Origin of the sequence: Kamptonema formosum PCC 10802 (assembly GCF_000332335.1) — a bacterium.
Lineage (GTDB): Bacteria > Cyanobacteriota > Cyanobacteriia > Cyanobacteriales > Oscillatoriaceae > Oscillatoria.
The window spans coordinates 5,213,806-5,240,155 of record NZ_KB235948.1 but is presented as its reverse complement, the minus strand read 5'-3'; the positions used below and the strand labels follow the sequence as shown (position 1 = coordinate 5,240,155).

The window sequence follows — 26,350 nt, the reverse complement described above, 5'->3', positions numbered from 1 at the left end:
AAAAGCTTTCCTGCGGTTTTTTTCAATCCAAAATCCAAAATCCTTGCATCCAAAATCCTTGCATCCAAAATCGGTATTACTCCGCTTCGCCGATCAAAGTGAAGGCGGCCCAGTTTACCGGCTCGGGGTGCTTTTGCATCGCTGCCAGCATAGCTTGCCGCAGGGCTAGGGCTTTATCGGGCTTCTGCTGCAGCTGGCGGTAAAACTCCGCCATTAGCAGCGCCGTCGGGGCATCTGGAACATACCACAAAGAGACTACCAAACTGGGTGCGCCGGCGGCAACAAAAGCGCGAGACAGCCCAACAACGCCATCGCCGGTAATTCTGCCCCGACCGGTATTGCAAGCGCTCAAAACAACAAGATCGGCGCTGAGCTTCAAGTCGAGGATTTCATCGGCAGTCAGCAAGCCGGTATCGCTGCCGGCGGGTGCTAGCGCCAGCGCACTGAGTTCCAGCAACCCGTGAGTTGCCAAGTGAACAATCCGCGCCTTAGACATCTGCGGCAGAATGGCGGCTTTAGTGGCGCTCGCACCCGTGATGGCTCGGGTATTCAGCAGCTCGGCGATCGCCAGTGCTTCTTGCTCTGCGCTGGGCAGAGAGTTTAGCTGTACCGGCTTCTCTCCCAGTTTGGCAACAATGCTGGGCATTGTTGGATTTCCCACTACGAGCGCCCCCTGTCCGCCGCCGCCGCGCTGTTTGAGCTGGCGGGTTAACTCCAGTATCTGAATAGAGGGAGCCGTGAGGATGGTGTGTTTCTCGATTAAATATTTGCCAGCGGCGTCTTTTAGCGCTGCAAAGGGCACCAGAAACAGGGTGTCTTGAGGAATGAAAGTGACGCGAGCGGACGGATCGGCTGGCAGCAGATCGGCAATCGGATCGATGATAATTTTGTGAAGTTGCTGCAGGGGACCGCTGCGATTTGGGAAATTTACAGAGTCGCGAGCGCTCTTAACAAAGTCCGCCAAAGACTTGTTCTGTTCCTGAAACAGAGGTTTTAGGTCTACCGGGCGAAACGTGACTTCACCGGTTGGTTTGACGGCCCAAATGTAGAGAGATGTGGCGGGGGCGTCCAGATCCCAGCCAAACCTCGCCCGATAGTGCCACCTGTCATCATAAATTACAGTGTACTCCACCAAGGTAGAATTCTGCGCTTTGGCAATTTGTTTTATTTTAGCGAGATTGGGCGGCGCAATTGCAGCCGCTGACTGGGGGCTGTGCGCCGCTAAGCGAGCGGCAAACCCACGGGCGCGCCCTCGCTCCGCCCATTCCAGGGCTGACTCGGTTCGGTTCTGAGCGACTAAAACCTGTTGCAACAGGCGGGGGGTATCGGTGCCAAATTCGTACTCGTTTATTATATCTGAATCTTGATTGCGTATCCCATATTGCGCGAGATTTGCCATAGCGGCCAGTCCTTCCTCTCGGGCCCTATCGTAGTTTTTGATGGAAGCAATTAAGGTGGTTTCTGCTTCTTTGAGATTGCCGGTCCGCAATAGCATGAAGCCCAAGTCTTCTAAATCCTGCCCGTCAACAGCCTGGTACTGGTGTTGTGGCTGAAGCGCGATGGTCTGTTTGAGAGTGTCGATAGCTTGCTGGGAATTCCCTTGCTGGAAGTAAATGCGGCTGAGCTGGCGGAGGGAATCGGCGTGCCTCGACATGGGAGGGGTATTCAGCTCGGCGTGCTGCTGAGCGAAAGCCACATTCCGCTCCGCCTGCTGCGCTGCTTTGGGGAAGTCACCGGCAATTTCATAGGTCAGGGATAAGAAGCTCCGCGCGCTCCACTCTTGCTGGGTGTTTCCGGTTTCCTGCGCCAGCTGCAAGGCTTGTTGCAAAGCTTCGACCGATGGGGGGTAATTCTTCAATTTCCGGTAGTTAACCCCCAAAGTCTGTAAGGCTTCGGCTGCCATATTTTTATCTCCCAGATCCTGGGCGATGGTCAAGCGCTGTTGCGAGACGGCGACCGCTTTGTCGTAGCTTTTAATTTGCCCATATAAACTTTCCATAAATTGCAGCACTTGCGCTTCTACTTGGCGGTTTTTGCTCTCCCGCAGCGCCTGCAAAAGCAGTTCCCCGGCCTCAATCGCTTTGGGAATCTCCCGCGCTTGAAAGGCGACAAACATTAATTGCTGCAAAATTTGCTGCTGCTGCTGGGTATCCCCGCTGGCGCGGGCGCTTTGCAACTGCTTTTCTAAATATTCTATCTGCTGGGAATAAGTCAGGTGGCTGTAGTCCGCTTGCGACACGAAAGCCGGCTCTGCGGGCAGCCTGCCGGCTTGCGCCCCAGGGGTTTCTGGATTTTCTGCCCGTGCCGGCAGCCCTGTCAGGAGTTGGGGGAAATTGCGGGGTAAAGGTGTGCAGAGACAAGCCAAGAGGGCGAGGTTGGCGGTGATGCTCATATAGCGTTTCTCATCCTTTGTGAGGTACTGAGAAACCCGGTTTCTTAAAGAAACCGGGTTTCTGGGCCATAGTTCATCCAACTGAGAGCCGCAATATTTTGCGTTCGCATAGCTGTCAAGAGGAATAAGTCTTTTGGCTTCCCCCTCACTTTAACCTGACAGCACCTGAAAGCCGCAAAATTAAACATTTTTTTTACCTTTCTGCGAAGCCGGTGTCTTAATGGCTGGGAAAAGACTCGTTAAATGCCGGCATGTTTGTAGTTGGGCTTTAGCCCAAAGTTTGTAGTTGGGCTTTAGCCCAAAGTTTGTAGTTGGGCTTTAGCCCAAAGTTTGTAGTTGGGCTTTAGCCCAAAGTTTGTAGTTGGGCTTTAGCCCAAAGTTTGTAGTTGGGCTTTAGCCCAAAGTTTGTAGTTGGGCTTTAGCCCAAAGTTTGTAGTTGGGCTTTAGCCCAAAGTTTGTAGTTGGGCTTTAGCCCAAAGTTTGTAGTTGGGCTTTAGCCCTACTGGCTCGATTTGAGAGGCGAGATTTTAGGGGTTAGCAGGGGTAGTTCAGGTTGTGGGGTGCAGAGGCTACCGATTTAGCCTCTAACGCATAAGAAACCCGGTTTCTTAAAGAAACCGGGTTTCTCAGCACCTCACTCCTATGAAAAACGCTATTGCAATCAAAACTCTGCTTGGCAGCTATCTTGACGAGAGGACTGACTCTTGGAGTAGCGCCGGTCTAGGGTGGCTTCAATTGCCTCCGAACGGGCGAGAATTTCGGCGGCTTTCTGGGTTTGGGAAGCGGCTTGATACTGATCGGCTAGATCCTGCAACAGGCTGACTTTGGAATAGCTATCCTCCAGACCTTGCGCAATCTGCAGGGCTTGTGCTATAATTTCTATTGCTTTCTTGTTTTGTCCCGCTTCGGCATACCGGTCAGCTATCTGCGACAGGGCGTCAGCTTTGTGCCGGTCACTCCCGATGGTTTGAGCCACTTGCAGGGCTTTCTCGTACTGTCTGGCTGCGGCATATTCGCCGGCGATTTCCGACAGCGCCTCGGCTTTGAGATAGCCGCCATTAATGCGATCCGCCACTTGCAAAGCTCGGTCGAACTGTTTGGCACCGGCATATCGGATAGCGATTTCCGAGAAGATTTTGGCTTGGTGCCAGTCAGACTCGATGGTTTGAGCCACCTGCAAGGCTCGGTCTAGGAACTCACCGGCTTGTTGGGGGTCTTCCGCTCTAGCATATTCACTAATTATATCCGACAGGGCATTAGCTTTGTCAAGGGGGTTGGGAATGGTTTGCGCCACTTGCAGCGCTTGGCTGTACTGTTGCGCTTCCGCATATTGAGTGGCGACTTCCGACAGCGCCCATGCTTTAATGCTATCATCCCCCATGCTTTCAGCGGCCTTTTGGGCGCGGGCTAGAGTTTGGGAGGCTTTCTGAGTTTGTCCCGCTTTGAGATATTCGCCGGCTTTATCCGACAGCGCCCAGACTTGGCGATCGCCGGTTGGCTGGAATAAAAAAGCTGTGTCGCCCTGCGCCGCTGTGGCTATCTGGCTCGAACAGATGGGAGCTAGGAGGATGGCGAGGATTCCCAGCTTCCATTTGCTTCTGGTGTTTTGGCGAGTTGGGCGGAGGCACTTCAGGGATGTGGGGATAGCACTGAGAAAGGCGATCGGGAATGGCACTGTCATGGGGGGTAAGTAAATTTGCTGGCACACCAGTGTTTACATGACAGTTTGTTTAAAGTCAGGACGAGAAATCCTAGAAAAGCCGAATCTAACTGACCGGCTGCCGGTGGGTGCCCCCGGGCCGTTAGGCCCACTGCCGGTGCCGCCCTTGGCAGTGCTGTGGAAAAGAGGTAAGCGCCCCTACAGTTTTAAAATGAAAGTAGGTTTATGTAGCGTGAGAAACCCTTATTCTTAAAGAAACCGGGTTTCTGAGGCGCACTCCATCCAACTGAGAACCGCTATAATCGGAATAGGAGACATTGTTTAAACATCGGGCTATGCAACGCATCGTTTTAATTACTGGGTTTGAATCGTTCAACGCCGGCTTGTACCGCAAAGTGGCTCAACTGGCTCAGCAGCGCTGCCCAGAACTGGATATCAGGGTGTTTAGCGATCGGGACTTGGCTAGTAAGCCGGCGGAGATAGAAGCCGCACTGCAAGACGCCCGAGTCTTTTTCGCCAGTCTGATATTTGATTACGACCAAGTTCTGTGGCTGCGCCAAAGGGTTGAGCGCATCCCCATCCGCCTGGTGTTTGAGTCGGCGCTGGAGTTGATGAGCCTGAACCAGCTGGGCGCTTTCAAAATTGGGGACAAGCCCAAGGGCATGCCGAAGCCGGTGAAGTTCATTCTCGACCAGTTCAGCAAGGGGCGAGAGGAAGACCGGCTGGCGGGCTATATCAGCTTTTTGAAAGTTGGGCCGAAACTGCTGAAATATGTGCCGGTGCAAAAAGTTCAAGATTTGCGCAACTGGCTGATTGTCTACGGGTACTGGAATGCCGGCGGTCCGGAAAATGTGGCGGCGATGTGCTGGACTCTGGCGGAGAAATATCTGGGGCTGAAGGTGGGAGAGATCCCTGCGCCGGTGTCAGCCCCAAATATGGGGCTGGTGCATCCGGAATATGGCAGCTATTTTGAATCGCCGCGCCAGTATCTGGAGTGGCACCGGCAGGCGAAGCCAGAAAGCAAAGATTGGCCGGCTGTCGGGATTTTGCTCTACCGCAAGCATGTTATCACAAAACAGCCTTACATTCCCCAGCTAATACGCTACTTTGAGAGCGCCCGACTGGTGCCGGTGCCGGTTTTTATTAATGGTGTCGAGGGGCATGTGGCGGTGCGCGATTGGATGACCACCCCCAGTGAGCGGGCGCAGCGCCAGCTGGGGAATATTCAAACGCCGTCACTGTCGCAAGACGCGGTAGAAGTGGAGGCTATTGTTTCCACCATTGGCTTCCCGCTGGTGGGCGGACCGGCAGGCACAATGGAAGCGGGCCGGCAGACGGAAATTGCCAAAGCAATCCTCTCTGCTAAGAATGTACCTTATATTGTCGCCGCACCGCTGCTGATTCAGGATATTCACTCCTGGACCCGCAAAGGAGTGGGGGGATTGCAAAGTGTCGTCCTGTATGCTTTGCCGGAATTAGATGGGGCGATCGATCCGGTGCCTCTCGGCGGTTTGGTGGGAGAAGATATCTATCTGGTTCCAGAACGGGTGAGGCGTCTGACTGGGCGGATTAAACGCTGGATTGAACTGCGGAAAACACCGCCGGCTGAGCGCCGAATTGCGGTTATCCTGTATGGATTCCCCCCCGGTTACGGTGCGGCAGGCACGGCGGCGCTGCTCAATGTCCCGCGCTCGCTTCTCAAGTTTCTCCAGGCGCTGAAAGACCAAGGCTACACCGTCGGAGATTTGCCGGCAGATGGGGAAGAATTAATCCGCATGGTGAAAGAGGCGGATGAGGCTGCCCCCTCACCCCCCAACCCCCTCTCCCCTCGTGGGAGAGGGGGAGTCGCGAGCGTGATTCCCACAACTGTGAATGTTAAAACCCTTGACAAATGGCTGGGGTATTTGCTAACATCTCGCATAGAGAAGCACTGGAAATCGCTCACCGGCACGGGCATCAAAACTTACGGGGATGAATTCCAGATAGGCGGCGTTCAGCTGGGCAATATCTGGATTGGCGTGCAGCCGCCGCTGGGGATTGCCGGCGATCCGATGCGGCTGATGTTCGAGCGGGACTTGACGCCGCACCCGCAATATGCTGCGTTCTACAAGTGGCTGCAAAACGAATTTCAAGCTGATGCGCTGGTTCACTTCGGGATGCACGGCACGGTGGAGTGGTTGCCGGGTTCTCCGCTGGGCAACACCGGCTATTCTTGGCCCGATATTCTCCTGGGAGATTTGCCGCACCTCTATATCTATGCAGCCAACAACCCCTCGGAATCTATTCTAGCAAAGCGGCGGGGTTATGGGACGATCATTTCCCACAATGTGCCGCCTTACGGTCGGGCTGGGCTGTACAAGGAATTAGTGGCGCTGCGGGATTTGATTTCGGAGTACCGGGAAGATCCGCAGAAGAATTACGCGCTCAAAGAGGCGATTTGCAAGAAGATTGGGGACACGGGACTGGAGGCGGACTGTCCGTTTGAGGAGGCTCGCCGGCTGGGAATTGCTTTCACTCCTGAGAATGTCCGCATGTTTAGCGCTGATGCCTTTAACCGCTATCTTATCAAGCTGTACGAATACCTGCAAGTGGTTGAGCAGCGCCTGTTTTCCTCTGGGCTGCACACCCTGGGCGAAGTGCCGGGGGAAGAGGAGTTGAACTCTTACCTAGAGGCGTATTTTGGGGAACAATTCGCAGAAATTGGGAGTGAGGGCGTGAGCCCTACATCGGCTAAAGAATCCGCCGCCAATATCCGCAACCTGCTGATGCAAACTACAGATGAAATAACCAACCTGCTGCGGGGGCTGAATGGGGAGTATATCCCACCGGCACCGGGGGGCGATTTGCTGCGCGACGGTCCAGGAGTTTTGCCCACCGGGCGGAATATTCACGCTTTAGATCCCTACCGCATGCCCTCACCGGCAGCTTACGAGCGCGGGCGGGAAATTGCCCAGAAAATAATCGCGCAGCACTTGCAAGAACACGGACAGTATCCGGAAACTGTGGCGGTGATGCTGTGGGGGCTGGATGCGATTAAAACCAAGGGGGAATCTCTGGGGATTCTGCTGGAATTGGTGGGGGCTGAGCCGGTGAAGGAGGGAACCGGGCGAATTGTTCGCTACGATCTGAAACCTCTGGCAGAGGTTGGGCACCCCCGCATTGATGTGCTGGCAAATCTTTCTGGGATTTTCCGCGACAGTTTTGTTAATATTATAGAGTTGCTGGACGATCTGTTCTTGCGGGCGGCTGAGGCGGATGAGCCGGTGGAGCGTAATTTTATCCGCAAGCACGCTTTGGCGCTGAAGGCGGAAGGTGTGGGGAATCCTTCGGCGCGGCTGTTTTCCAATCCTGCGGGCGATTTTGGTTCGATGGTGAACGAGCAAGTTGTGGATGGAAGCTGGGAGTCGGGGGATGAGTTGGGGGATACCTGGCAAAACCGCAATGCCTTCAGTTACGGGCGCAAAGATAAGGGTGAAGCGCGCCGGGAAGTTCTGAATCAGCTGCTGCAAACGAGTGCGCGCATTGTGCAGGAAATCGACTCCGTTGAGTACGGTTTGACCGACATTCAAGAGTATTATGCCAACACCGGCGGGCTGAAGCGGGCGGCTGAAAAGCTGCGAGGCGAGAGGGTGAGCGCCAGTTTTGTCGAGAGTTTTTCTAAAGACACGACGCCGCGCAAGTTAGAAGACTTGCTGCGTTTGGAATACCGCACCAAGTTGCTGAATCCCAAATGGGCGACAGCGATGGCGAATCAGGGGAGTGGGGGCGCTTATGAAATCTCGCAGCGGATGACAGCGCTGATTGGCTGGGGAGGCACGGCTGATTTTACGGATGCTTGGGTTTACGATGGAGCGGCTGACACTTATGCGCTAGATCCGGAGATGGCGAAGAAGTTGCGCGAGGCGAATCCGGAGGCGTTCCGCAATATTGTGGGGCGGATGCTAGAGGCGAATGGGCGGGGTTTCTGGGAGCCCGATGCCGAGAAGTTGGAGAAGCTGCGGCAGCTGTACGAGCTAACGGATGAGGAGCTTGAAGGCGTGCCGATGGGATAAGATCGTAGAAACCGGGTAACTTCGGCGAAACCCGGTTTCTGGCCTTGATGTTGCGTAGCTTGAGAAAGGAATATAATGATAAAATCAAGACTGACTCGATGGGAGGCGTCCAGCAATGGAAAACACATTTACAGCGGTATTTGAGAAAGTAGATGATTGGTATATTGGCTATGTTGAAGAGTTACCCGGTGCCAATGTCCAGGAGAGAACGCTGGAAGAGGCGAGGGAAAGTCTGGGGGAAGCCATCGAGTTGCTCCTCACAGCGAATCGGGAACTTGCTGAGCGATAAATATCTCGATAAAATGGAGGGGGAAGCATCACAGTTTTCCCCCGTTCCCTCACCGGGAAAGGGGATTTGAGAGGTTAGGTTTTCAAGATGTGCGGACGATTTACTCTAACTCAGTCAGCCGAGACAGTAGCCGAGGTGTTCGATCTCGCCGCAGTTCCTCCCCTGACACCGCGATACAATATCGCCCCCACGCAGTCTGTCGCTGCGGTGCTGCTGGCACCAGAGCGTCGGGATCGGGAGTTGAAGATGCTGCGCTGGGGTCTAATTCCAGCTTGGGCGAAAGATGCTAAAATAGGTGCGCGGACGATCAACGCTCGCTCAGAAACCGTCACAGAAAAGCCGGCTTTTCGCACGGCTTTCTTGAAGCGCCGCTGTTTGGTGATCGCTGACGGCTTTTATGAGTGGGAGCGCCGGGAAAACGCCAAGCAACCTTTTTATTTCCGCCTCAAGTATGGAAAACTGTTTGCTTTTGCCGGCTTGTGGGAGTGCTGGCAACCAGCGGACGGAGAGGCGATTTCATCTTGCACGATCCTGACTGCGGAAGCTAACGAGCTCGTGCGCCCTATTCACGACCGGATGCCGGTGATTCTTGACCCGACAGACTGGGAGCAGTGGCTCAATCCAGAGGTTCGCAGTCCAGAACTCCTGCAACCGCTTTTGCGCCCCCACTCCGCTTTGGACATGACGGCTCACCCAGTCAGCACGCTGGTCAATAACCCGAGTAACGACAGCGATCAGTGCGTCAGCAGCCTCTAACTAACTATTTGGCAATTTGGCAGATCGCACCGCTCCCTAAGTGACATGATTATATGGAGTACACAAATTCCAAATCCTCAGGGCACCCCCCGCAGCGGGTGCTCTCTTTGTTTGCGGCTCAAACTCCCTCTTTGCCCACCGGCAATGGGAAAGCCACCCCCTCCCCACGACAGATATAGCTGTAACCACTTGGATTAGGACACAAAGGACAGGCGTCCCGCCTGTCCTACGTCTTATATATGTAGGGCAGGCGTTCCCTGAGATCCTCAAGGTCTGATGTCCGTTTCCAATGTGGCTAGTGCTAGAAGCCTCCGCCCCCGCACCTGACCGCCACCGGCAGAACAGCCAGCTTGCTTAGAGCCGGTGTCAGCCACTCCAATTTTATCGCCCATAGTGCTGCTCAGTCAAGTCGCGTTCCTGTACCGGAAAGTTACGCAAAAATTTGCAAAGATTTGCAAAATTTTTCTGAGAGAGGAACTGCCAGCGACACCAATCTGTCAAAATTGAGGAGAAGAATAGGGCGAATCCTTTTACCCACCGGCAATGCTGCTACAAGACGCGCGAGACTTTCAAATTCTGTTTCTATCCCTGTTCCTGATCTTGGGGATCGGGACAAGGGACTGGACGCTGCGACCTGACTTGATGCTGGTTGTGATGGCAACCTGCTTGGGGACTCAGTGGCTAGCAGCATCCTTCTGGCCTATTTTATCACAACAGCTGCGAAATCTGCTGGCAAAACAAGAGGCAAAACAAGAGAGTTGCCCACATGAAACCGACTTAGCTAAGCCTTTTCCTTGGCATTCCCTCAAGAGTGCCGGCATCACGTCGTTAGGTCTTTGCCTGCTGCTCCGCTGCGACCATTATACCACAATGGCAATCGCCGGCACTCTGGCAATTTTGAGCAAATTTTTGTTTCAAACCGGCAGCAAGCATTTCTTCAATCCCGCTAATTTTGGCATCATTGCCGCCCTCACCCTGACGCCCGATGCCTGGGTTTCTCCGGGACAGTGGGGGGATGATTGGTGGTATGCGCTGTTATTTGCCGGCACCGGCGGGACAATCTTGAAACGGGTGGGCCGGTGGGACACAACCGCTGCTTTTTTAGGCTGTTACGCTATACTCGAAGCAATTCGCAATTTCTGGCTCGGCTGGACATGGGATGTCTTTGCCCACCGGCTGATGAGCGGGTCACTGCTGCTGTTTGCCCTATTTATGATCACCGATCCCCGCTCGATTCCAAATGCCCGGACAAGCCGGTTAATCTGGGCTGGGTGCGTCGCTGTGCTAACCTTTATCTTGCGGAATCAATTCTTCGTTCCCACAGCACTGTTTTGGGCGCTGTTTGCCCTCTCACCCCTGACAGTCCTTTTGGACTTCATCTGGTCATCTCCCAGATTTTCCTGGGCACCCGCAGAGATTTCCGCCCGCCCACTGACCTTCCCTCATTTCCCTCGTTCTCAGGATCTGCCTGGGAACGCTGTCGGAGAGGCTCTGCCTCCTTTAGACAGACAGGCAGATTAAAAGCCTAATAGCTTATTTCCGCTCACCCACTTACCTAGAAGAGGTTACCATGAAGCAGTTTCGCATTTTGAAAACCCTGATTGTAACTCTCGCAGCCTTTCTTTGCTTCGCTCCCTATGCCTGGGGCTTTTGCGGCTTCTATGTCGCCAAAGCCGATACCAAACTTTACAACAAAGCGTCTCAAGTCATTATCGCCCGTGATGGCAGCCGCACTATCTTAACAATGGCGAATGACTATCAAGGAGAGGTCAAAGACTTTGCCCTTGTCGTGCCGGTTCCTGTGGTGCTCAAGCAAGAGCAGGTTCGCGTTGGCGACCCCAAAATTATTGAGCGCCTGGATGCTTTTAGCGCTCCCCGACTGGTAGAATATTTTGACGACAACCCTTGCGATATTAATCGCCGGGCAAAGCCAGAGGCAGCGCCGGCGGCACCCACAGCCGGCGCGTCAAGATCCAGCCGAGACGACCGCAGTTTGGGCGTCACGGTAGAAGCTCGCTTCACGGTCGGAGAATATGATATCGTAATTCTGAGCGCTAAAGAATCTGACGGGTTGGAAACTTGGCTGCAGCGCAACGGCTACCGGATTCCGCAGGGCGCGTCGCAGCTGCTTCGCCCCTACATCCGGCAAAACATGAAATTCTTTGTTGCCAAAGTCAATCTGGCAGAATTTGAAAAAGCCGGCTATCAATTCCTGCGCCCCCTCCAGATGGCTTACGAATCGCCCAAATTCATGCTCCCGATTCGCTTGGGCATGATTAACGCTACGGCGGCGCAAGACCTGATTGTCTATATCCTGTCGCCGAAAGGTCAAGCGGAAATTGCCAACTACCGGACAGTGAATGTTCCCTCGGATGCGGAAATACCCCTATTCGTCAAAAACGAATTTGGAAATTTCTATAAAGCGATGTTCCAAAATTCTTACGTCCGGGAAGGCCAAAAAGTAGCATTTCTCGAATATGCGTGGGATATGGGCAGCTGCGATCCCTGTTCTGCTGACCCCCTCAATCCAGAAGAACTCCGGAAAGCCGGCGTCTTTTGGATCGCCCCATCTTCGCCCAGAAGCGTCTTTATCACCCGCCTCCACGTCCGCTATACGCGGGACAAGTTCCCCGAAGATTTGATGTTTCAAGAAACGTCCAACCAGCAATTTTTCCAGGGTCGCTATGTCTTGCGCCATCCCTTCACCGGCAATATGCAGTGTGAGGCTGGACAGCAATATAAAAGAGCTTTGCCTCAACGATTTGAACAGGAAGCCCAGACGCTTGCCAAACTCACCGGCTGGAAGGTTCAGGATATCCGCAAAAAAATGAATGTCGCGCAAAACGAGACGGCTCCTTTCTGGAGAAATATTTGGCCTTGATATGCCGCCGGGTGCGCTCTTAACGCACCCGGCGTCGTTTTTAGTGCCGGCGACACCGCCAGAGAACGTCATTGTTGCTGCCGGTCACTCTTCAAGCTTTGCGGATAACTTGGTGCCATCGCTTTCGTCAGCCGGCTCAATCTCAGCGAATATCTCTTGTTCGAGTGCGGGTGCCGGTGCTGGCTTGGGATTCTGGGCCACTTCGGAAATTTGCTTAGCCATAGACATGAAATCCGAAGGGATCATAATCACCGTTGTCGTGTTGTTTTCCGCCCCAATTTCTGTGAGCATTTGCAGCCGGCGCAATTCTAACGCCGCTGGATTTGCCGCAATATTTTGAGAGGCTTGCGCTAACTTAATTGAAGCCTCTTGCTCCGCCGCCGCTTTAATCAAGCGGGCGCGTTTTTCCCGCCAGGCTTCCGCTTCCTTGGCCATTGCCCGCTGCATTGTCGGCGGAATTTCCACATCTTTCATTTCCACCCGCTCGATTACAACGCCCCAAGGCTCGGTGATTTCATCCACAATCTCTTGCACTTTGTCGTTAATTTTATCCCGGTTTTGCAAGATGTCATCCAGGATGTTTTGCCCGACGACGTTGCGCAGCGTCGTGAGGGCAATCTGATAGACTGCCATCTCGTAATTCTCGACCTTGTTAATCGCCTTAACCGGGTCAAGAATTCGGTAGTAGAGGACGGCATTCACCTTAATCGTAACGCTGTCTGCCGTGACGGTTTCTTGGGGCTCAATATTCACCGTCTTGGTGCGGACATCCACTTGAGTCTTTTGGTCTACCCAGGGAATAATCCAGTACAGTCCTGGCCCCCTGACGCCAGCGCTCCTCCCCAGCCGAAAGATGACGCCCCGCTGATATTCTCGGTCAATTTTTATTCCGGAAATTGTCAAGAACAAGACAAACGCTACAAAATAGCCTGACAGCGATCCCATATCTGGCTCAGTTTAACTCAACTGATTCTATTATAGCGGTTCTCAGTTGTATCGGCGACGCCCCAGAAACCCGGTTTCTTTAAGAAACCCGGTTTCTGGCCCCTCGCTATTTTAACCTATCAGCGAATTCGTCACTATCCGCACCACTCCCAGCTCACCTAATCTCTGGAAAGCCGGCTTACTGTCCACTGTCCAAGCAACAATATCCACCCCCCGCTCCCGACTCGCTTCAATCAGAGCGGGATTCTCCAGCAAAAGATTATACTCGCTAATCATCACCGTGTTCCCGGCACCGGCTGCCCGCTCCAACTGCGACCGGTACGCCTCCCCATTCGCTACAATATACCCCAGCGCCATCTCCCCGCACCGCACCCGAAACCGCTCCACAAACTCCTCGTTAAAAGACGAAACAACGCAGCGATTTTCCCAACCCTCACGCCTGAGAGTCTTGACAAATTCATCCAGTCCTGCATCTGACCAAAGGCAGTGCGGCTTCACATCCAGATAGATAAACTTCTTAATCTCCTTGATGGCACCCAAGGCTTCCCTCAAGGTGGGAATCCGCTCCCCGGCAAACCGCTCGCTAAACCACGCACCGGCATCCAGCGCCTTCAGCTGCAAGAGCGTTTTTTCCCTGACAGAGCCGGCAGTGCCGGTCGTCTTGTCCAGTGTGGCGTCGTGGATAACAACCGGCACCCCATCTGCGGAGAGCTGCACGTCGAACTCAATAGAATCCGCTCCGTGCTGTAGCGCCGCAGAAAAAGCCGCCAAAGTATTTTCAGGCGCGATGGCAGAAAACCCCCGATGCGCGATAATCTCAAAGTTCATTGCTGCTAGACCTTTTCTTCTATTTGCTTGATATATAGCAGGATGCACTTAGGTTATAACATTAGACCTTCAGGCTCGGCGGACGCCGTACTTACGTCTATATAGCAGTAAGCACCCCGCTCCCGAAGCTTCTATTGTTCTCACCAATATGACTGCTGCTATAGCCGGTCTAAATGACAGGCACAACCGCTCTTGGACCAGAGCCCCGGTTTGTTTAAGAAACCGGGGTTCTGAAATTTATACGAAGGATTTAGACGCGCTATACTTCGCTGAACAGTTGAACCCTATCGCCCAACTTAAACACAACTTAAACCCAACTTTAACCTAACTTAAACCCAACTTTAACCTAACTTAAATTCGCACGGATTACCATTTTTATAAAAGCCTAGCATAAGCCAAGGCATTTTCCAAAAAACGAAACGAAATTTAACTAGCCCGCTTTTAACATTAAGAATTATGAACGAGTGCGTTGCGAACGAAACCGCTATCCGCGCCGCCTTAAAAAACATCTGGGGGTACGACGGTTTCAGACCGCCGCAAGGCGAAATCATCCGCAGCCTGCTGCAAAAGCGAGACACCGTAACCGTACTGCCCACCGGCGGCGGCAAATCCATCTGCTTTCAACTGCCCGCCCTGTTGCAAAGCGGACTGACGCTGGTTGTCTCCCCCCTGGTGGCGCTGATGGAAAATCAAGTGCAGGAATTGCGAGAGCGGCAATTGCCGGCTGCCCTCCTGCACAGCGAATTGCCATCGCAAGCTCGCAGCAAGACGCTCCAAGGGCTGCAGCGCAACGAGCTGCGCTTGCTGTACCTCTCGCCGGAAACCTTGCTCTCGCAGCCGGTGTGGGAGTGCCTCTGCGCGCCCGGGCTGGCTGTAACCGGCATGATTCTGGATGAAGCGCACTGTCTGGTGCAGTGGGGCGAGACATTTCGCCCAGCATACCGGCGGCTGGGCGCAGTGCGACCGGCACTGCTGCAATCCAAACCCCCTGGAACTCAGATAGCAATCGCCGCCTTCACCGCCACAGCCGACAGCTGCGCGCTGCAAACCATCCAAAACGTCTTGCAGCTGCAGCAGCCAGAAGTGTTTCGCATCAATCCCTATCGCCCCAACCTGCACCTGGGGGTGAGGATTGCCTGGACGCCAAGAGGACGCCGGCAGCAGCTGTTAAAATTTATCCAAGCTTTCTCCAGTCAAGTCGGTTTAGTCTACGCCCGCACCCGGCGAGACACGGAAACCCTGGCGCAGTGGCTGGCAGGGCGAGGTTATGCCACCGCCGCCTACCACGCCGGCTTGAGCCCACAGCAGCGGCGAAACCTGGAAGCAGGCTGGCTGAGCGGAAAAATCCAATTTGTCGTCTGCACCTCCGCTTTCGGGATGGGGATCAACAAGCCAGACGTGCGCTGGGTGGCTCACTTCCAAGTGCCGGCGCTGCTGTCGGAATATGTGCAAGAAGTGGGTCGTGCCGGTCGGGATGGCTTGCCGGCACAAGCCTTAACCCTGATCAGCGAACCCACCGGCTGGCTTGACCCTGAAGACAGGCAAAGGCGGCAATTTTTTGAGGACAAGCAGGGAGCGCAGTACCGGAAAGCCCTGCAGCTGGCTGAGAAACTGCCGGCACAAGGGGAAGTGAGTGCCGTGGCGCGGAAGTTCCCCGACGGTGCGATCGCCCTGTCCCTGCTGCACAGCGCCGGTCGGCTGAATTGGCTCGACCCCTTCCGGTACGCGATAAACCCGTCTGAGCGAGCCGGTGCCGGAGCTTGTGCCAACGCCGGCGCAAGCGCTCAAATGACACAGTATCTGGGGACTCGCCAGTGCCGGTGGCAGTTCTTATTGCAAGCTTTTGGCTTTGCCGGTGAGGCCAAGTCCCTTCGCTGCAGTCACTGCGATAACTGCGGCAGGGCGCGTTCATAACCGTCCCTGCAATTGCTGCGCTCGCTCCGCAGTCTCCCGTTTTTATGCTTTTAATTTGCCTTAGATCCCTCTAGTCTTTCGCTTCCGTACAGATCTCTGTAAGACAGGTTTTGTATGGAAGCCGGAAATTAATAAAGCAGATTAAAAGCATAATCTCCTAGCCGCCGGCGTCCCGCAAGGGTGCCTGGGAGGGGTGGCCGGCTCTGGCGAGCGATTATAGCAGCAGTCATATTGGTTAGGACATTCATGGCATGGCGTATGGGGCATGGCGCATGGGGCATCGCGCATGGGAAAGACTCACAGCTTTTGCGTGATGCGATGATGCGATGATGCCCATGTACTAACCTAAGTGCATACTGCTATATAGCAATAGACAGCTCAGTAATGGACAAGCCGATCGGAGGGAACGCCTGTCCTAAGAAGTATAGGCGTTGGTACGGCGTCCCGCCTGCCCTAAAGGTAAACATGTCCATTCCCTAAGTGGCTGCTGCTATATCAAGAATGGTGCGTGCGGTGCGTTGTTAATAACCCTGCCTCCAATCACAAACTTTTTTTAACTTTTCTAAATAAGTCTAAGTTTATATGGCAAAATACTCTGAGTCCGCTCACCGGCAGCGGGAGCGGGGGGGAGCGAGACATTTTTCTGATGGGCCAAGAGCGAGAGAGAGGTGGAATCAGCTGCGGGTTCTGCGTAATTCGCTACTGAATCTTTGGAAAATTCCAAGCTAACCTATTAAAAATAAGTTAAGCGTTCATTATCTTTTGAGAAATACCAGCGCCGAAATGTCCCAGATAAAAGTAGCGGGGCAAGATGTGGGTCAGCAGAAGTGCGATCAGCAGGCACCTTGCGAGGACGCTGCCACTCTGTTGGCCCTTTTAGAACACTCCTCAGACGGCATATTTATCGTGGATGTTGAGCCAGAAGAGGCAGGATCGCCGGGTCACGGTGCGGCCTTGTGGCCAGTTCCCGATTTTCGCTTTGTTGCCGCCAATCGGGCAGCGCGAGAAATGCTCTCAATCGCCACCGGCAGTGTGGGAGGCTTGCGGCTGCGCGATTGCCTCAATGCCGGCAGCGCCGGCACCATTTGGCTGCACCTCAGCCGCTGCCAACAGCAGCGCCAGCCAATTGAATGCGAAGTATCCTTTGACAGGAGTGCCGGCAAAACCGGCAGCCGCTCTACCGGATCGAGGCAGATTGCAATCCGACTCAAGCCGGTGGAAGGTCTTGACAGCAGGATTTGCAAAATTATCGGCTTGTGCTATGACATCACAGAGCGCCGGCGAGTGGAAGCAGAAGCCAGGCTCCTGCAAACCGTCACCCTGGCGATTGCCCAAGCGGAGGATTTTCAGAGCGCCCTGAGCGTCGCTCTGCGCCACTGTTGCGAAGCCACCGGCTGGGACTTTGGAGAAGCCTGGATTCCCAGCCCGGATGCCGGCGCGCTCAAATGCAGCCCGGCTTGGTACAGCCGGCACTCCCCCCAAAACAATAAAAAAACTGGGGACCGCGCTCGCGGGCGAACGTGGGAGAATGGACGCCCCTCAGCCGTGGATAAATTCAGGAAAATAAGCGAGGCGCTGACCTTTGCCCCGGGGGTCGGTTTGCCCGGGCGCGTCTGGCTAACCAAACAGCCGGAATGGGAGCCGCATGTTGCGGCGCAGCCAGAGACAGTGATTGTGCGGGCGCAGGTGGCGGCAGAGTGCGGGTTCGGAGCGGGCTTAGCAATTCCCATCACTGCCGGCGACCGAGTGCTGGCAGTTCTGGTGTTTTTTATGCTGGAACCCCGCGAACAGGACAGGCGGCTGGTGGAGCTGGTGTCTGCGGTGGCGGCGCAGCTGGGCGAGCTGATGCAGCGCAAGCAGGCGGAAGCCGCACTGCAGGAGAGCCAGCGAAAACTCGCGCACCTGATAGACTCACTTCCGGGTATTGTCTTTTCTTGTGCGAACGACCCCGAATGGTCGCTGAGATACCTGAGCGAAGGGGTAGTGGCGCTGACGGGATATAAAGCTGCTGAACTCGTCGGGAAAAGCCGGCTGCTTTCGTATAACTGCATCACCCATCCGGAAGATTTGCCAAAAGTCCTGCAAGCCATTGAGGCGGCAATTGCCAGCAAACAGCCTTACGTGGTGGAGTACCGCATCCGCACTAAATCTGGCCAAGAAAAATGGCTGTGGGAAAAAGGCAGCGGCGTGTTTGACAGCACCGGCACAGCGGTGGGAATCGAAGGCTTCATCACAGACATCACCGGGCGCGTACAAGCAGAAGTTGCCTTAAGGCAAGCGGAACAGAAATATCGCAGCATTTTTGAAAATGCCGTTGAGGGAATTTTCCAGACCACACCGGACGGGCGCTACCTGACAGCCAACCCGATGCTGGCTCGCATCTATGGCTATGACTCACCCGCCGAGCTGATCTCAACGCTAACCGACATCCAGCGCCAGCTGTACGCTGACCCCAACCGGCGGCTGCAGTTCATGCGCCTGTTGCAGGAGGACGATGCCGTTTGGGACTTCGAGTCTCAGGTCTATCGCAAAGATGGCAGCGTGATTTGGATTTCTGAGAACGCCCGCGCCATTCGGGACGCCAGGGGTGAGCTGCTGGGGTATGAAGGCACAGTGGCAGACATCACCGGGCGCAAGCAAGCGGAAATCGAACTCCACAAACGGGACCGCCTGCTCTCTGGCGCGGCGGAGGCGATGAATCACTTGCTGACGGACACCAACCACCGCTCAGCGGTGAGCAAGGCCCTGGCCACCTTGGGGCCAGCCGCCGGTGCGGATCGGGTCTGCATCTGGGAGTGCCACGCCGGTGCGGGGACCGGGAAGCCAACCGCCAGCCTGGAGTTTGAGTGGGTGCGCGATGGCAACGACTTGATGGGGATGGTTTCGTGGCTTTTGCCGGCTTTTCCGCCGGCAGGAGAAACAAGCGACTGGGAGCTGGGCAAAGGATTTTCCTACCCCCAGTGCCCAGTGCCCGGGGCCAAGGAAGCGGTTCCGGATTCTATGCTGGCACTTCTGTCTGCCGGGCTGCCCGTCAGTGGCTGCGTGCCTTGTGGGTATGGCAGCATCTCGGTGCTGCTCGTGCCGGTGCGGCTGGAAAATGAATTTTGGGGCTATATCAGCTTCGAGGACCGCTTGGCAGAGCGCCGGTGGCACAAAAGTGAAGAGTCGATTTTGGTTGCCCTCGCCGCCAGTATCGGCGGTGCCCTGGAGCGCCACCGCACTGAGGAAAAGATCCGGCACCAAGCCTGTCACGACCGGCTCACCGGCTTGCCCAACCGGCAGGTATTGGACAGCCGGCTGCCCGTGGCCATAGAGGGCACCCGCTTGCGGGAGAACCTCCTAGCGGTGATTTTTCTAGATTTAGACCGCTTCAAAATTATCAACGACACCCTCGGGCACCCCGTGGGCGACCGGCTGCTGCAAAATGCTGCCTTGCGCCTGAGAAGCTGTTTGCGAGAGGGCGACACCATTGTCCGCTGGGGCGGGGATGAATTTATCCTGCTGCTGCCTCACCTGAGCAGCGCCGAGGATGCCGCCCAAATTGCCCAACGAATCATTGAGACTCTCGCCCCTGCTTTTGACATCGAGGGGCACCAGCTGTATGTCACCAGCAGCATTGGCATTGCCCTTTACCCCCCCGATGGGAAAGATGCCGAAACCTTAATCAAAAATGCAGATACAGCCCTGTACCGGGCAAAAGAGCAGGGGCGAAATAACTACCAGCTGTACAGCCCGGAGATGAATTCGGGAGGGACTGAGCTGCTGATTTTGGACAACAGCCTGCACCGAGCCCTAGAGCGCGGCGAGTTTCAGGTTTACTACCAGCCCCAGTTCGATACAGACACTGGCCTGATCACCCGCATGGAAGCCCTGTTGCGCTGGGCGCACCCAGAGCGCGGGCTGATTTCTCCGGAAACGTTTATCCCTTTGGCGGAAGAAAATGGCTTGATTGTGCCCCTGGGCAAATGGGTGCTGCAGACCGCCTGCGCCCAAAATAAAGCTTGGATCGATGCCGGCTTAGCCCTGGTGCGCGTGGCGGTGAATCTCTCCGCTCGACAGTTCCAGCAGCCGGATTTGGTGGAAATGGTGGCGCAGGTGTTGCAGGAGACGGGTTTGGAGCCCCAGTACCTGGAGCTAGAAATTACGGAAACGACAGCGATGCGAGATGTGGAGTTTACCCGCTCCACCATCGACCTGCTGCAAAGGATGGGCATCTCTATTTCAATGGATGACTTTGGGATTGGCTACGCCTCGCTCAGCTATCTGAAAAAATTCCCGTTCCACACGCTAAAAATTGACAGAGCTTTTGTGCGGGATATGACGGCTAGCCCCACTGACGCCGCCATTGTTAAGGCCATCATCGCTCTGGGAGCCGCCCTGGATCTCAGCGTGGTTGCCGAAGGCATCGAAACAGAAGCCCAGCGGGATTTGTTGCGAAGCCTCCAGTGCCGGGAAATGCAAGGCTACCTGTTCAGCCCGCCCCTCACCGCCGCCGAAGCCACCCATATCCTGAGCGCTCCCTCCGGGCATCTTCACGAAAACTTCACTCTTCGGCGCTAAGTTGCACTATAAAGTCCGAGCGGACTCGCGAAATCCCTGGTTCTTCAAAAAAGGATGAGATTCCCCTACAGCTGCCCGGGGATAGATTTGCGCTGGAGTTTTGTCCGTCAGGGAGCGCGCCCCTTCTGGGGGCTGGAGGTAAAATGACGTACAATTTGGTTAATTACACATGATAAAAAACGCCATGAACTCCTACATTTCTTAAATAAAGAGTAGCAGTAAGCTTTTATTTAGGATACTGCACATCCGGAAACAAGATATAGCAATGGACAGTTAGTTTTGGACTTGGCCAGAATGTTTCCTTTCAAGGACATTGGGACATCTCAGACAGATCCTGATTTATAGCAGTATGCACTTAGGGCGCGGACATTAGATCAAGAGGGTCGGAGGGAACGCCTGCCCTACGCCTTTTTCCCTAGGTCACTGATGTCCTAACCAATATGACTGCTGCTATAACTCCTAAGTCCTAACTTTAGGTGTTAGGTGTTAGGTATTAGGTGGGGGCAGAGCCCCGACAAGCGCGTTTCCAGGCAGAGCCTGGGAACGAGTGAGGAGAAGCTGTTACGCTTTTAATCAGCATATTACACAGCTTATTATACAGAGGGGGCAAAGCCTCGATAATCGACTTTCCAGAAAGCTCCTGGGAGCAAGTGAGAGGCGAGCAATGATGCTACGAAATGTGCGGTTTAAAAGTATCAGGCCCGGAGGGAGAATTTTTCATTTTTCGGGTTTCGGCAGGGCCCATATCTTGAGGGTTTGGTCGGGACTGCCGCTGATCAAGGTCTGGCCATCGGGGCTGATGGCAACTGCGGTGACGTAACTGGCGTGTGCCGAGAAGCTGCCCAACTCCCTGCCGGTTTTGAGAGTCCAAAGCTTGATGCTGTCAGCGCCGCTGGCGAGGAGCTTGCTGTCCGGACTGATGGCTAGGGATCTCACCGAGCCGGCATGCCCCTTGAGGGTTTTGCGCAGTTTGCCGGTTTTGAGATCCCAAAGCTTGATGGTGCTGTCAGCGCTGCCGCTGGCGAGTGTCTTTCCATCGGGACTGATGGCGAGGGACACGACCGCACCGGCATGTCCGGAAAGGGTGCTTCTGACTCTGCCGGTGTTCAGATTCCAAATTTTTACCGTCTTGTCGTCACTGGCGCTGGCCAGGAGCTGGCCGTCGGGGCTGATGGCCAGGGCATTCACGGGGCCTGCATGGGCCGCAATGGTGAGCAGCCGCTGCCCGGTTGGCAGACTCCATATCCTGACGGTCCTGTCCTCACTGCCGCTGACCAGAGTCTGGCCATCCGGGCTGATGGCCACTGCCCTGACGGCAGCGGTGTGGGCCGGAATGGTGAGCATGCGGAACTGTTTGTCGAGATTCCAAAGCCTGACGGTTTTGTCATCACTGGCGCTGGCGAGCAGGAGGCCATCGGGGCTGGTGGCGAGGGATCTCACCCAGCTGCTGTGCCCGACGAAGGTGTGCAGCAGTTTGCCGGTGCTCTGATCCCAAAGTCGGATGCTGCCAAAGCTGGCGCTGGCGAACATCAGTCCCGATCCCTTTTTTGAGGGATCGGGTATTGGGTTAACGGAGATCGCAGTCACAGAACCGGCTTGTCCGTTTATGCTTCTTTGCAGGAAGCGACTCCCCGGCAAGCTGGCGATCACCTGGATGGGATTGGCGGGGAAGTATCCGTAGCGGAAGTACGCATAAAGTTGCGTTCCTGTCAACCCCAGCAGCAGCGCCGCAGAGCCGGCAACTAATAAATCTTTTTTAGACTTGGCCTTTTGCGCCGAAGATCGCCGCAACTTGGAGCCGGCTGTCTTTGGCCTGCCGGTGGAGTTTTGGCCGGTGGTGGCAATGCCTGAGAGCCCGCCGCTGCCAGTGCCGCGGCGGAAGGCGAATCCCGAGTTGGGCCCGGACGGATGCCCCTGGGTGGGGCCAGTTTCCGCGAGGCACTGCAAAATCATCTGGGCATTTTGAGGCCGGTTGCCGGGAAAGGGAGCCATCAGGTAATCAATCACATCCGCCACGTCGGGCTCGATTTGGGGGGCGTGCTCTCGCCAGATCAGCTTGCCGGTGCGGGGGTTTTCTGGAAAGGCGGTAGGAGACTGGCCGGTCGCTAAGTAGACAAAGGTGCGCCCCAGGGCGTAGAAATCGGATTGCGGCACAGCTTTGCCATTGATTTGTTCCGGCGGCGTGTAGCCCGGTGAGACTATCCCCGTGACGTTTTGCCCCTGACCGACTTTGGCGAGATAGGTTCCCGTCACCTCACGAGCCGCCCCAAAGTCAATCAGCACCAGCTGCCCGTTAGGCCGGCGCATGATGTTCAGCGGTTTGATATCCCGGTGGAAAAATTGCTGCTGGTGGACTTTATCTAGAATTTCTACTAATTGTTTTAAGCAGTTAAGGGCTTCCTCTTGCTTGAGCGGTTTACTGTCCCGCTCCTTCATCCACTCTTCCAAATTTGAGCCAGTGATTTTCTCCATCACCAGGCAGTGCAGCGGATCTTTGAAGTTGGCCGGCAAAAAGGTAAAGTAGCCATCTGGGTCAACTTTGGGTATCCCTGGATGGTTTAGCCGGCTCAAGACGTTGGCTTCTTGCTGAAACAGCTCTACGGCCTTAGGATGGTTTTTGTACAGAACTTTCAAGACTTTCAGAGTGCCCCGGTCGTTCGCTTCAAACGTTCTGCCAAAGCCGCCCCCCCCGAGGGGTCTCACCACCCGGTAGCGCCCTTGCACGAGTAACTCTGAGCCGCAGTGGCGACAAACATCCCTGTGACTGTTTGACAGGTCCGAAGGATTTGGGCATTTGGGATTGAGACAATAACTCACGGAAGCTCGCTCACCCGATTCAGACGACAGGCTCAAGACCACTATAGCTTGAAGTGCGAACAGTATTGCTGTAGGGTTAATTTCAATCCCGTCTGATACATTTACGCGACATTATTCGAGGTATTCCCGGACAATGCAACGATAGCACTATCCCCGGTAAAAGTGATAGAGGCGGTATCCCGCAAAGCTTTCAGGAAAATCCTAAAAGATCCGTTACCGTCTTGCGAAGCGCGTAAATCCGCAGCTAGGACAGTGGAAAACTTTAGATCCACCCCTTGCCGGTGTGGACATTTTGAACTTTTGAACGGGTAGTGCGCCGACCCAGCATCGCTCTCGCCGTTTTAGACCTGATTTTTCGCAAAGCCGTAGGCTTCCGTGTCGGAAGTCAAGGCAGGTTGGCAGAAAAATAAGCGCGGTAATTGAAGTTGCGATTTGCCTGTTCGGAGCAGACCGGGGCCTTTGTCAATTTCTCGGCACCGTCTGCATTGTATCACGTTTTGTGGGATTGCGCAAGAAATCCAGGATTAAATTTTACCTCCTTTGATTCAGCTGGGGTAAATTTTTTTCGCCGCCGCACTTCTGGATTGATTATACCCCCGTCTGCCCTCGCCCTCACCATCGCCTTCCAAAGGATCTGGGGGTGGGGCGAGGGAAATAAAGCCGGCACGCTCCCCCACCGGCAGCGCAATGCAGAAGCTCTGCCCCTGAACGGCGGGGACTGGGTGTGGGGCGTGGGGCGTGGGGCGTAAGGCGTCAGGCGTGGGGCGTGGGGCGTAAGGCGTCAAGCGTGGGGCGTGGGGCGTAAGGCGTCAAGCGTGGGGCCTCAGGCATCAGGCGTCAGGCGTGGGGCGTGGGGCGTGGGGCATGGGGCATGGGGCATTGGGTAAATTATCGACTTCTCTCCTCAAACCCAACCCCGAACCCGCGATCCCGAACCCGTGACCCCGAACCCCGAACCCCTGACCCCTAACCCCTGTCCCTAACCCTTAACCCCCGATCTCTCACCCTAGTTCTTGGCCACCAAAGTGCCGGCGATCATATCGTGCAGCGCCCGTTTCTTGGGAGTCAAGCCGGCCAGGAGGAACCCCAGCAGCAAAATCGCCCCTGAAATCGTTTTGCTCCAGTAGCGCCGGTTCGCCCGCTGCCATGAAATCCGCTGGCCATTTTCGTCCGTCACCACGACCCCCACATACATTTTCCCCAGAGTTGCCTGTTTTGGGGAACTCTCCAGTAAGGTAAAATACAGCCATTTCACCCCCATTCCTAACAGTATCGCACCCAGTATTACTGAAGGATCTTCCCCGAAGAATTTCCAGCGAAACAGCATCGCCAGCAGCGCTACCAGCAGCCCGATAAACCCCCCTACTGTCCCCAAAGCTGTGAGCGCTGCCGCATTCAAGAATACGTCAAAGCCTTGCAAGCTGCCATCGGTTATGTTAGACTTGTAATTGAGGAAAAATCCGCTAATAGCCGCCGCCGCGACTGTCACAATGCTGGTGTCTGTCAGCGATGCCATAAAGCGCCGCCAAAATCCGGCATAGATAGGAGGTGCCGGTGGCAGATTTCCCCGCGCTGGGGGAGAGGGCTGAGAGAAACTGCGCTCAATCTCTGCCAGACGCTGTAAAATGATTTGGGCAGTTTGAGGCCGCTTTGCCGGCACCAAAGCCATGAGGTCATCTATTAACTTAGCCACCGGCTCGGAAATTTGAGGGGCGCTGTTTCGCCAGAGCAGCTGTCCTGTGGCAGAGTCTGCCGGCAATTCCGTGGGAGGCTTGCCGGTGAGCAAATAAACAAACGTGCGCCCGAGAGCGAAAAAATCAGATTGGGGCACAGCTTGCCCACTGGCTTGTTCCGCTGGGGTGAAGCCGGCTGAAAAAATCTGCGTGACTTTGGGCCCGCCCCCGAGAATCGTGGCGGTAATTTCCCTGGCAGTGCCAAAGTCAATTAACACCAGCTTCCCCCCGGACTCCCCTTGGTGAGGCGGGGAGCTGCGCAGCATAATATTAGCCGGTTTGATGTCGCGATGGAAATAATTTTGCTGGTGAACTTGAGCTAATATTTCGACAAGTTGCTTTAACCAATTGATCGCCACGTCTTCCGGAACCGGCTGATTGTTTCGCCGGCTCACCCACTGCTCTAAATTTATCCCCTCAATTTTTTCCATCACCAAGCAGTGCGCCGGCTGCTGGCTGTTTCTGGGGGAAAAGGTGAAGTAGCCGTCGGGAGCTACTTTAGGAATGCCCGGATGATTCAACCGGCTCATCACCCGCGCTTCTTGCTGGAATAGGGATACAGCTTTCGGCTGGTTGAGGGAGAGGAGTTTCAAGACTTTGGGGGTGCCGCAATCGCTGACTTCATAGGTTTTGGCAAAACCGCCCTCGCCCAGGAGGCGCAAGACGCGATAGCGCCCTTCCAGGAGCAACTGGGAGCCGCAGGTTTGGCAAAACAGCAGATTGTCTGGGTTTTGGGGTTTTGGGCAGTTAGGGTTGATGCAGTAGCTCATGGGTGCCGGTGGGATGGCTGTATTCCCAATATAGGATGGGGATTCACCGGAGAGGCGGTTTCTTCAAATCGCGCCGGCACCGCAAAAGCCCGCCAAAGCGGGATAAATAGGGGGGAGCCTTCCTCTACCGCCGGGTGGGGGATGGAATGCCGGTGGGCCGGTGAACTGTGCCCTCAGGACATCGCGCCCCTCCCGCAGCTGTTCGGAACTCGACCGATGGCTTGTAGAGACGCGCCAAAAGGCTTTCGTACAGGCCGGCAGTAAGCTGTTAAGCTTTTAATTTGCCTGTCTGTCCGGAGTCTGCGGAGCCGAAAGGACGGCGTTCCTAGCCTCAGGCTGGGCAATGCGAAGAATTGGCTAGCCACCATGAAAGGCGTACTGAAAAACAAGGTGCGCGAAAATTATGCTTGCGGTTGCAATCTTGATGCGGGCCCCATTTGGAGCCAGCAGGATGCTAACAGCAAATGTCCCAAGGTTTGCGCCAATAATGGTGGGTGGAGCGGTCAGTGGGTAAAAGTAGAGGCAGGTCAAAAATCTGTTTGCGGCTGCAATACCTGTTCAATCTCAGCTAGTCCTGTGAGTTAGGAAGATTGAGCGTTGGGCAAAAGCTGCGGGAGTGGGGCATTGAGCAGGTCGCGGTGCGGTGGGAGCTTCGGGAGCTGGGGAAATGGCCAGTGCCCCACGCCCCACGCCCCACGCCCCACGCCCCATACCCCATGCCCTATGCCCTATGCCCTATGCCCTATGCTCCAT

General features: G+C 55.0%; 16 protein-coding genes and 1 pseudogene. 9 read left to right on the top strand and 8 right to left on the bottom strand.

The annotated features are described in order from the left end of the window. Nucleotides 1–76: 76 nt before the first annotated feature. Together OSC10802_RS41370 and OSC10802_RS0122995 are read right to left on the bottom strand one after the other, a co-directional pair. The gene (locus OSC10802_RS41370; RefSeq protein WP_017719125.1) at nucleotides 77–2,392 is read right to left on the bottom strand and encodes a CHAT domain-containing protein; all 2,316 of its coding nucleotides are present in this window, start codon (nucleotides 2,390–2,392) and stop codon (nucleotides 77–79) included. Nucleotides 2,393–3,053: 661 nt separating this feature from the next. Next, entirely contained in the window at nucleotides 3,054–4,073 is a 1,020-nt protein-coding gene (locus OSC10802_RS0122995; protein ID WP_017719123.1) for a tetratricopeptide repeat protein, read from the bottom strand. Between the two features lie 314 nt (nucleotides 4,074–4,387). Here OSC10802_RS0122995 and bchH point away from each other — a divergent pair, with 314 nt between their 5' ends. The 3 genes from bchH (at nucleotide 4,388) to OSC10802_RS0122980 (ending at nucleotide 9,149) form a co-directional block, all read left to right on the top strand. Further along, the gene (bchH, locus tag OSC10802_RS0122990; RefSeq protein ID WP_017719122.1) at nucleotides 4,388–8,104 is read left to right on the top strand and encodes a magnesium chelatase subunit H; all 3,717 of its coding nucleotides are present in this window, start codon (nucleotides 4,388–4,390) and stop codon (nucleotides 8,102–8,104) included. Nucleotides 8,105–8,219: 115 nt separating this feature from the next. After that, a complete protein-coding gene (locus OSC10802_RS46520; protein ID WP_017719121.1) occupies nucleotides 8,220–8,393 on the top strand; it encodes a type II toxin-antitoxin system HicB family antitoxin in 174 nt (57 codons plus the stop codon). Nucleotides 8,394–8,480: 87 nt separating this feature from the next. Further along, nucleotides 8,481–9,149, top strand: a complete 669-nt coding sequence (locus OSC10802_RS0122980) for an SOS response-associated peptidase (RefSeq protein WP_017719120.1) — start codon at nucleotides 8,481–8,483, stop codon at nucleotides 9,147–9,149. A gap of 266 nt (nucleotides 9,150–9,415) precedes the next feature. Here the strand turns inward: OSC10802_RS0122980 and OSC10802_RS55790 are convergent, their stop codons facing one another. Beyond that, nucleotides 9,416–9,541, bottom strand: coding sequence for a hypothetical protein (locus OSC10802_RS55790; RefSeq protein WP_255349163.1), 126 nt, complete (start codon nucleotides 9,539–9,541; stop codon nucleotides 9,416–9,418). Nucleotides 9,542–9,692: 151 nt separating this feature from the next. Here OSC10802_RS55790 and OSC10802_RS0122970 point away from each other — a divergent pair, with 151 nt between their 5' ends. Continuing rightward, nucleotides 9,693–10,670, top strand: a complete 978-nt coding sequence (locus OSC10802_RS0122970) for an RnfABCDGE type electron transport complex subunit D (protein WP_017719118.1) — start codon at nucleotides 9,693–9,695, stop codon at nucleotides 10,668–10,670. A gap of 49 nt (nucleotides 10,671–10,719) precedes the next feature. Continuing rightward, nucleotides 10,720–12,030 carry a DUF2330 domain-containing protein gene (locus OSC10802_RS0122965; RefSeq protein ID WP_017719117.1) on the top strand — a complete coding sequence of 437 codons (1,311 nt, stop codon included), beginning with the start codon at nucleotides 10,720–10,722 and terminating at the stop codon, nucleotides 12,028–12,030. A gap of 84 nt (nucleotides 12,031–12,114) precedes the next feature. On the opposite strand, the gene OSC10802_RS0122960 is transcribed toward OSC10802_RS0122965, so the two are convergent. Next, on the bottom strand, nucleotides 12,115–12,975 hold the full coding sequence (locus OSC10802_RS0122960) for a slipin family protein (RefSeq protein WP_017719116.1): 861 nt from the start codon (nucleotides 12,973–12,975) through the stop codon (nucleotides 12,115–12,117). A gap of 111 nt (nucleotides 12,976–13,086) precedes the next feature. Next, nucleotides 13,087–13,803, bottom strand: a complete 717-nt coding sequence (locus OSC10802_RS0122955; protein ID WP_017719115.1) for a glycerophosphodiester phosphodiesterase — start codon at nucleotides 13,801–13,803, stop codon at nucleotides 13,087–13,089. Between the two features lie 456 nt (nucleotides 13,804–14,259). On the opposite strand from OSC10802_RS0122955, the gene OSC10802_RS0122950 reads away from it, so the two are divergent. Beyond that, complete coding sequence (locus OSC10802_RS0122950; RefSeq protein WP_017719114.1) at nucleotides 14,260–15,717, top strand: RecQ family ATP-dependent DNA helicase; 1,458 nt, start codon at nucleotides 14,260–14,262, stop codon at nucleotides 15,715–15,717. 783 nt (nucleotides 15,718–16,500) lie between these two features. Then, nucleotides 16,501–20,277, top strand: a complete 3,777-nt coding sequence (locus tag OSC10802_RS44695; RefSeq protein WP_017719113.1) for an EAL domain-containing protein — start codon at nucleotides 16,501–16,503, stop codon at nucleotides 20,275–20,277. Between the two features lie 717 nt (nucleotides 20,278–20,994). On the opposite strand, the gene OSC10802_RS0122935 is transcribed toward OSC10802_RS44695, so the two are convergent. Next, complete coding sequence (locus OSC10802_RS0122935) at nucleotides 20,995–23,094, bottom strand: serine/threonine-protein kinase (RefSeq protein WP_026098723.1); 2,100 nt, start codon at nucleotides 23,092–23,094, stop codon at nucleotides 20,995–20,997. Between the two features lie 101 nt (nucleotides 23,095–23,195). Beyond that, nucleotides 23,196–23,452 (bottom strand): annotated as a pseudogene (locus OSC10802_RS54725) (transposase family protein); the annotation flags it as partial. Between the two features lie 139 nt (nucleotides 23,453–23,591). Between OSC10802_RS54725 and OSC10802_RS0122930 the strand changes: the two are divergent. Further along, entirely contained in the window at nucleotides 23,592–23,843 is a 252-nt protein-coding gene (locus OSC10802_RS0122930; RefSeq protein WP_155968234.1) for a hypothetical protein, read from the top strand. Nucleotides 23,844–24,100: 257 nt separating this feature from the next. Here OSC10802_RS0122930 and OSC10802_RS0122925 read toward each other — a convergent pair whose 3' ends face one another. Then, entirely contained in the window at nucleotides 24,101–25,597 is a 1,497-nt protein-coding gene (locus OSC10802_RS0122925; protein ID WP_017719110.1) for a protein kinase domain-containing protein, read from the bottom strand. A gap of 366 nt (nucleotides 25,598–25,963) precedes the next feature. Here OSC10802_RS0122925 and OSC10802_RS56640 point away from each other — a divergent pair, with 366 nt between their 5' ends. After that, on the top strand, nucleotides 25,964–26,182 hold the full coding sequence (locus tag OSC10802_RS56640; protein ID WP_017719109.1) for a mannan-binding protein: 219 nt from the start codon (nucleotides 25,964–25,966) through the stop codon (nucleotides 26,180–26,182). The last annotated feature ends 168 nt before the right edge of the window (nucleotides 26,183–26,350 follow it).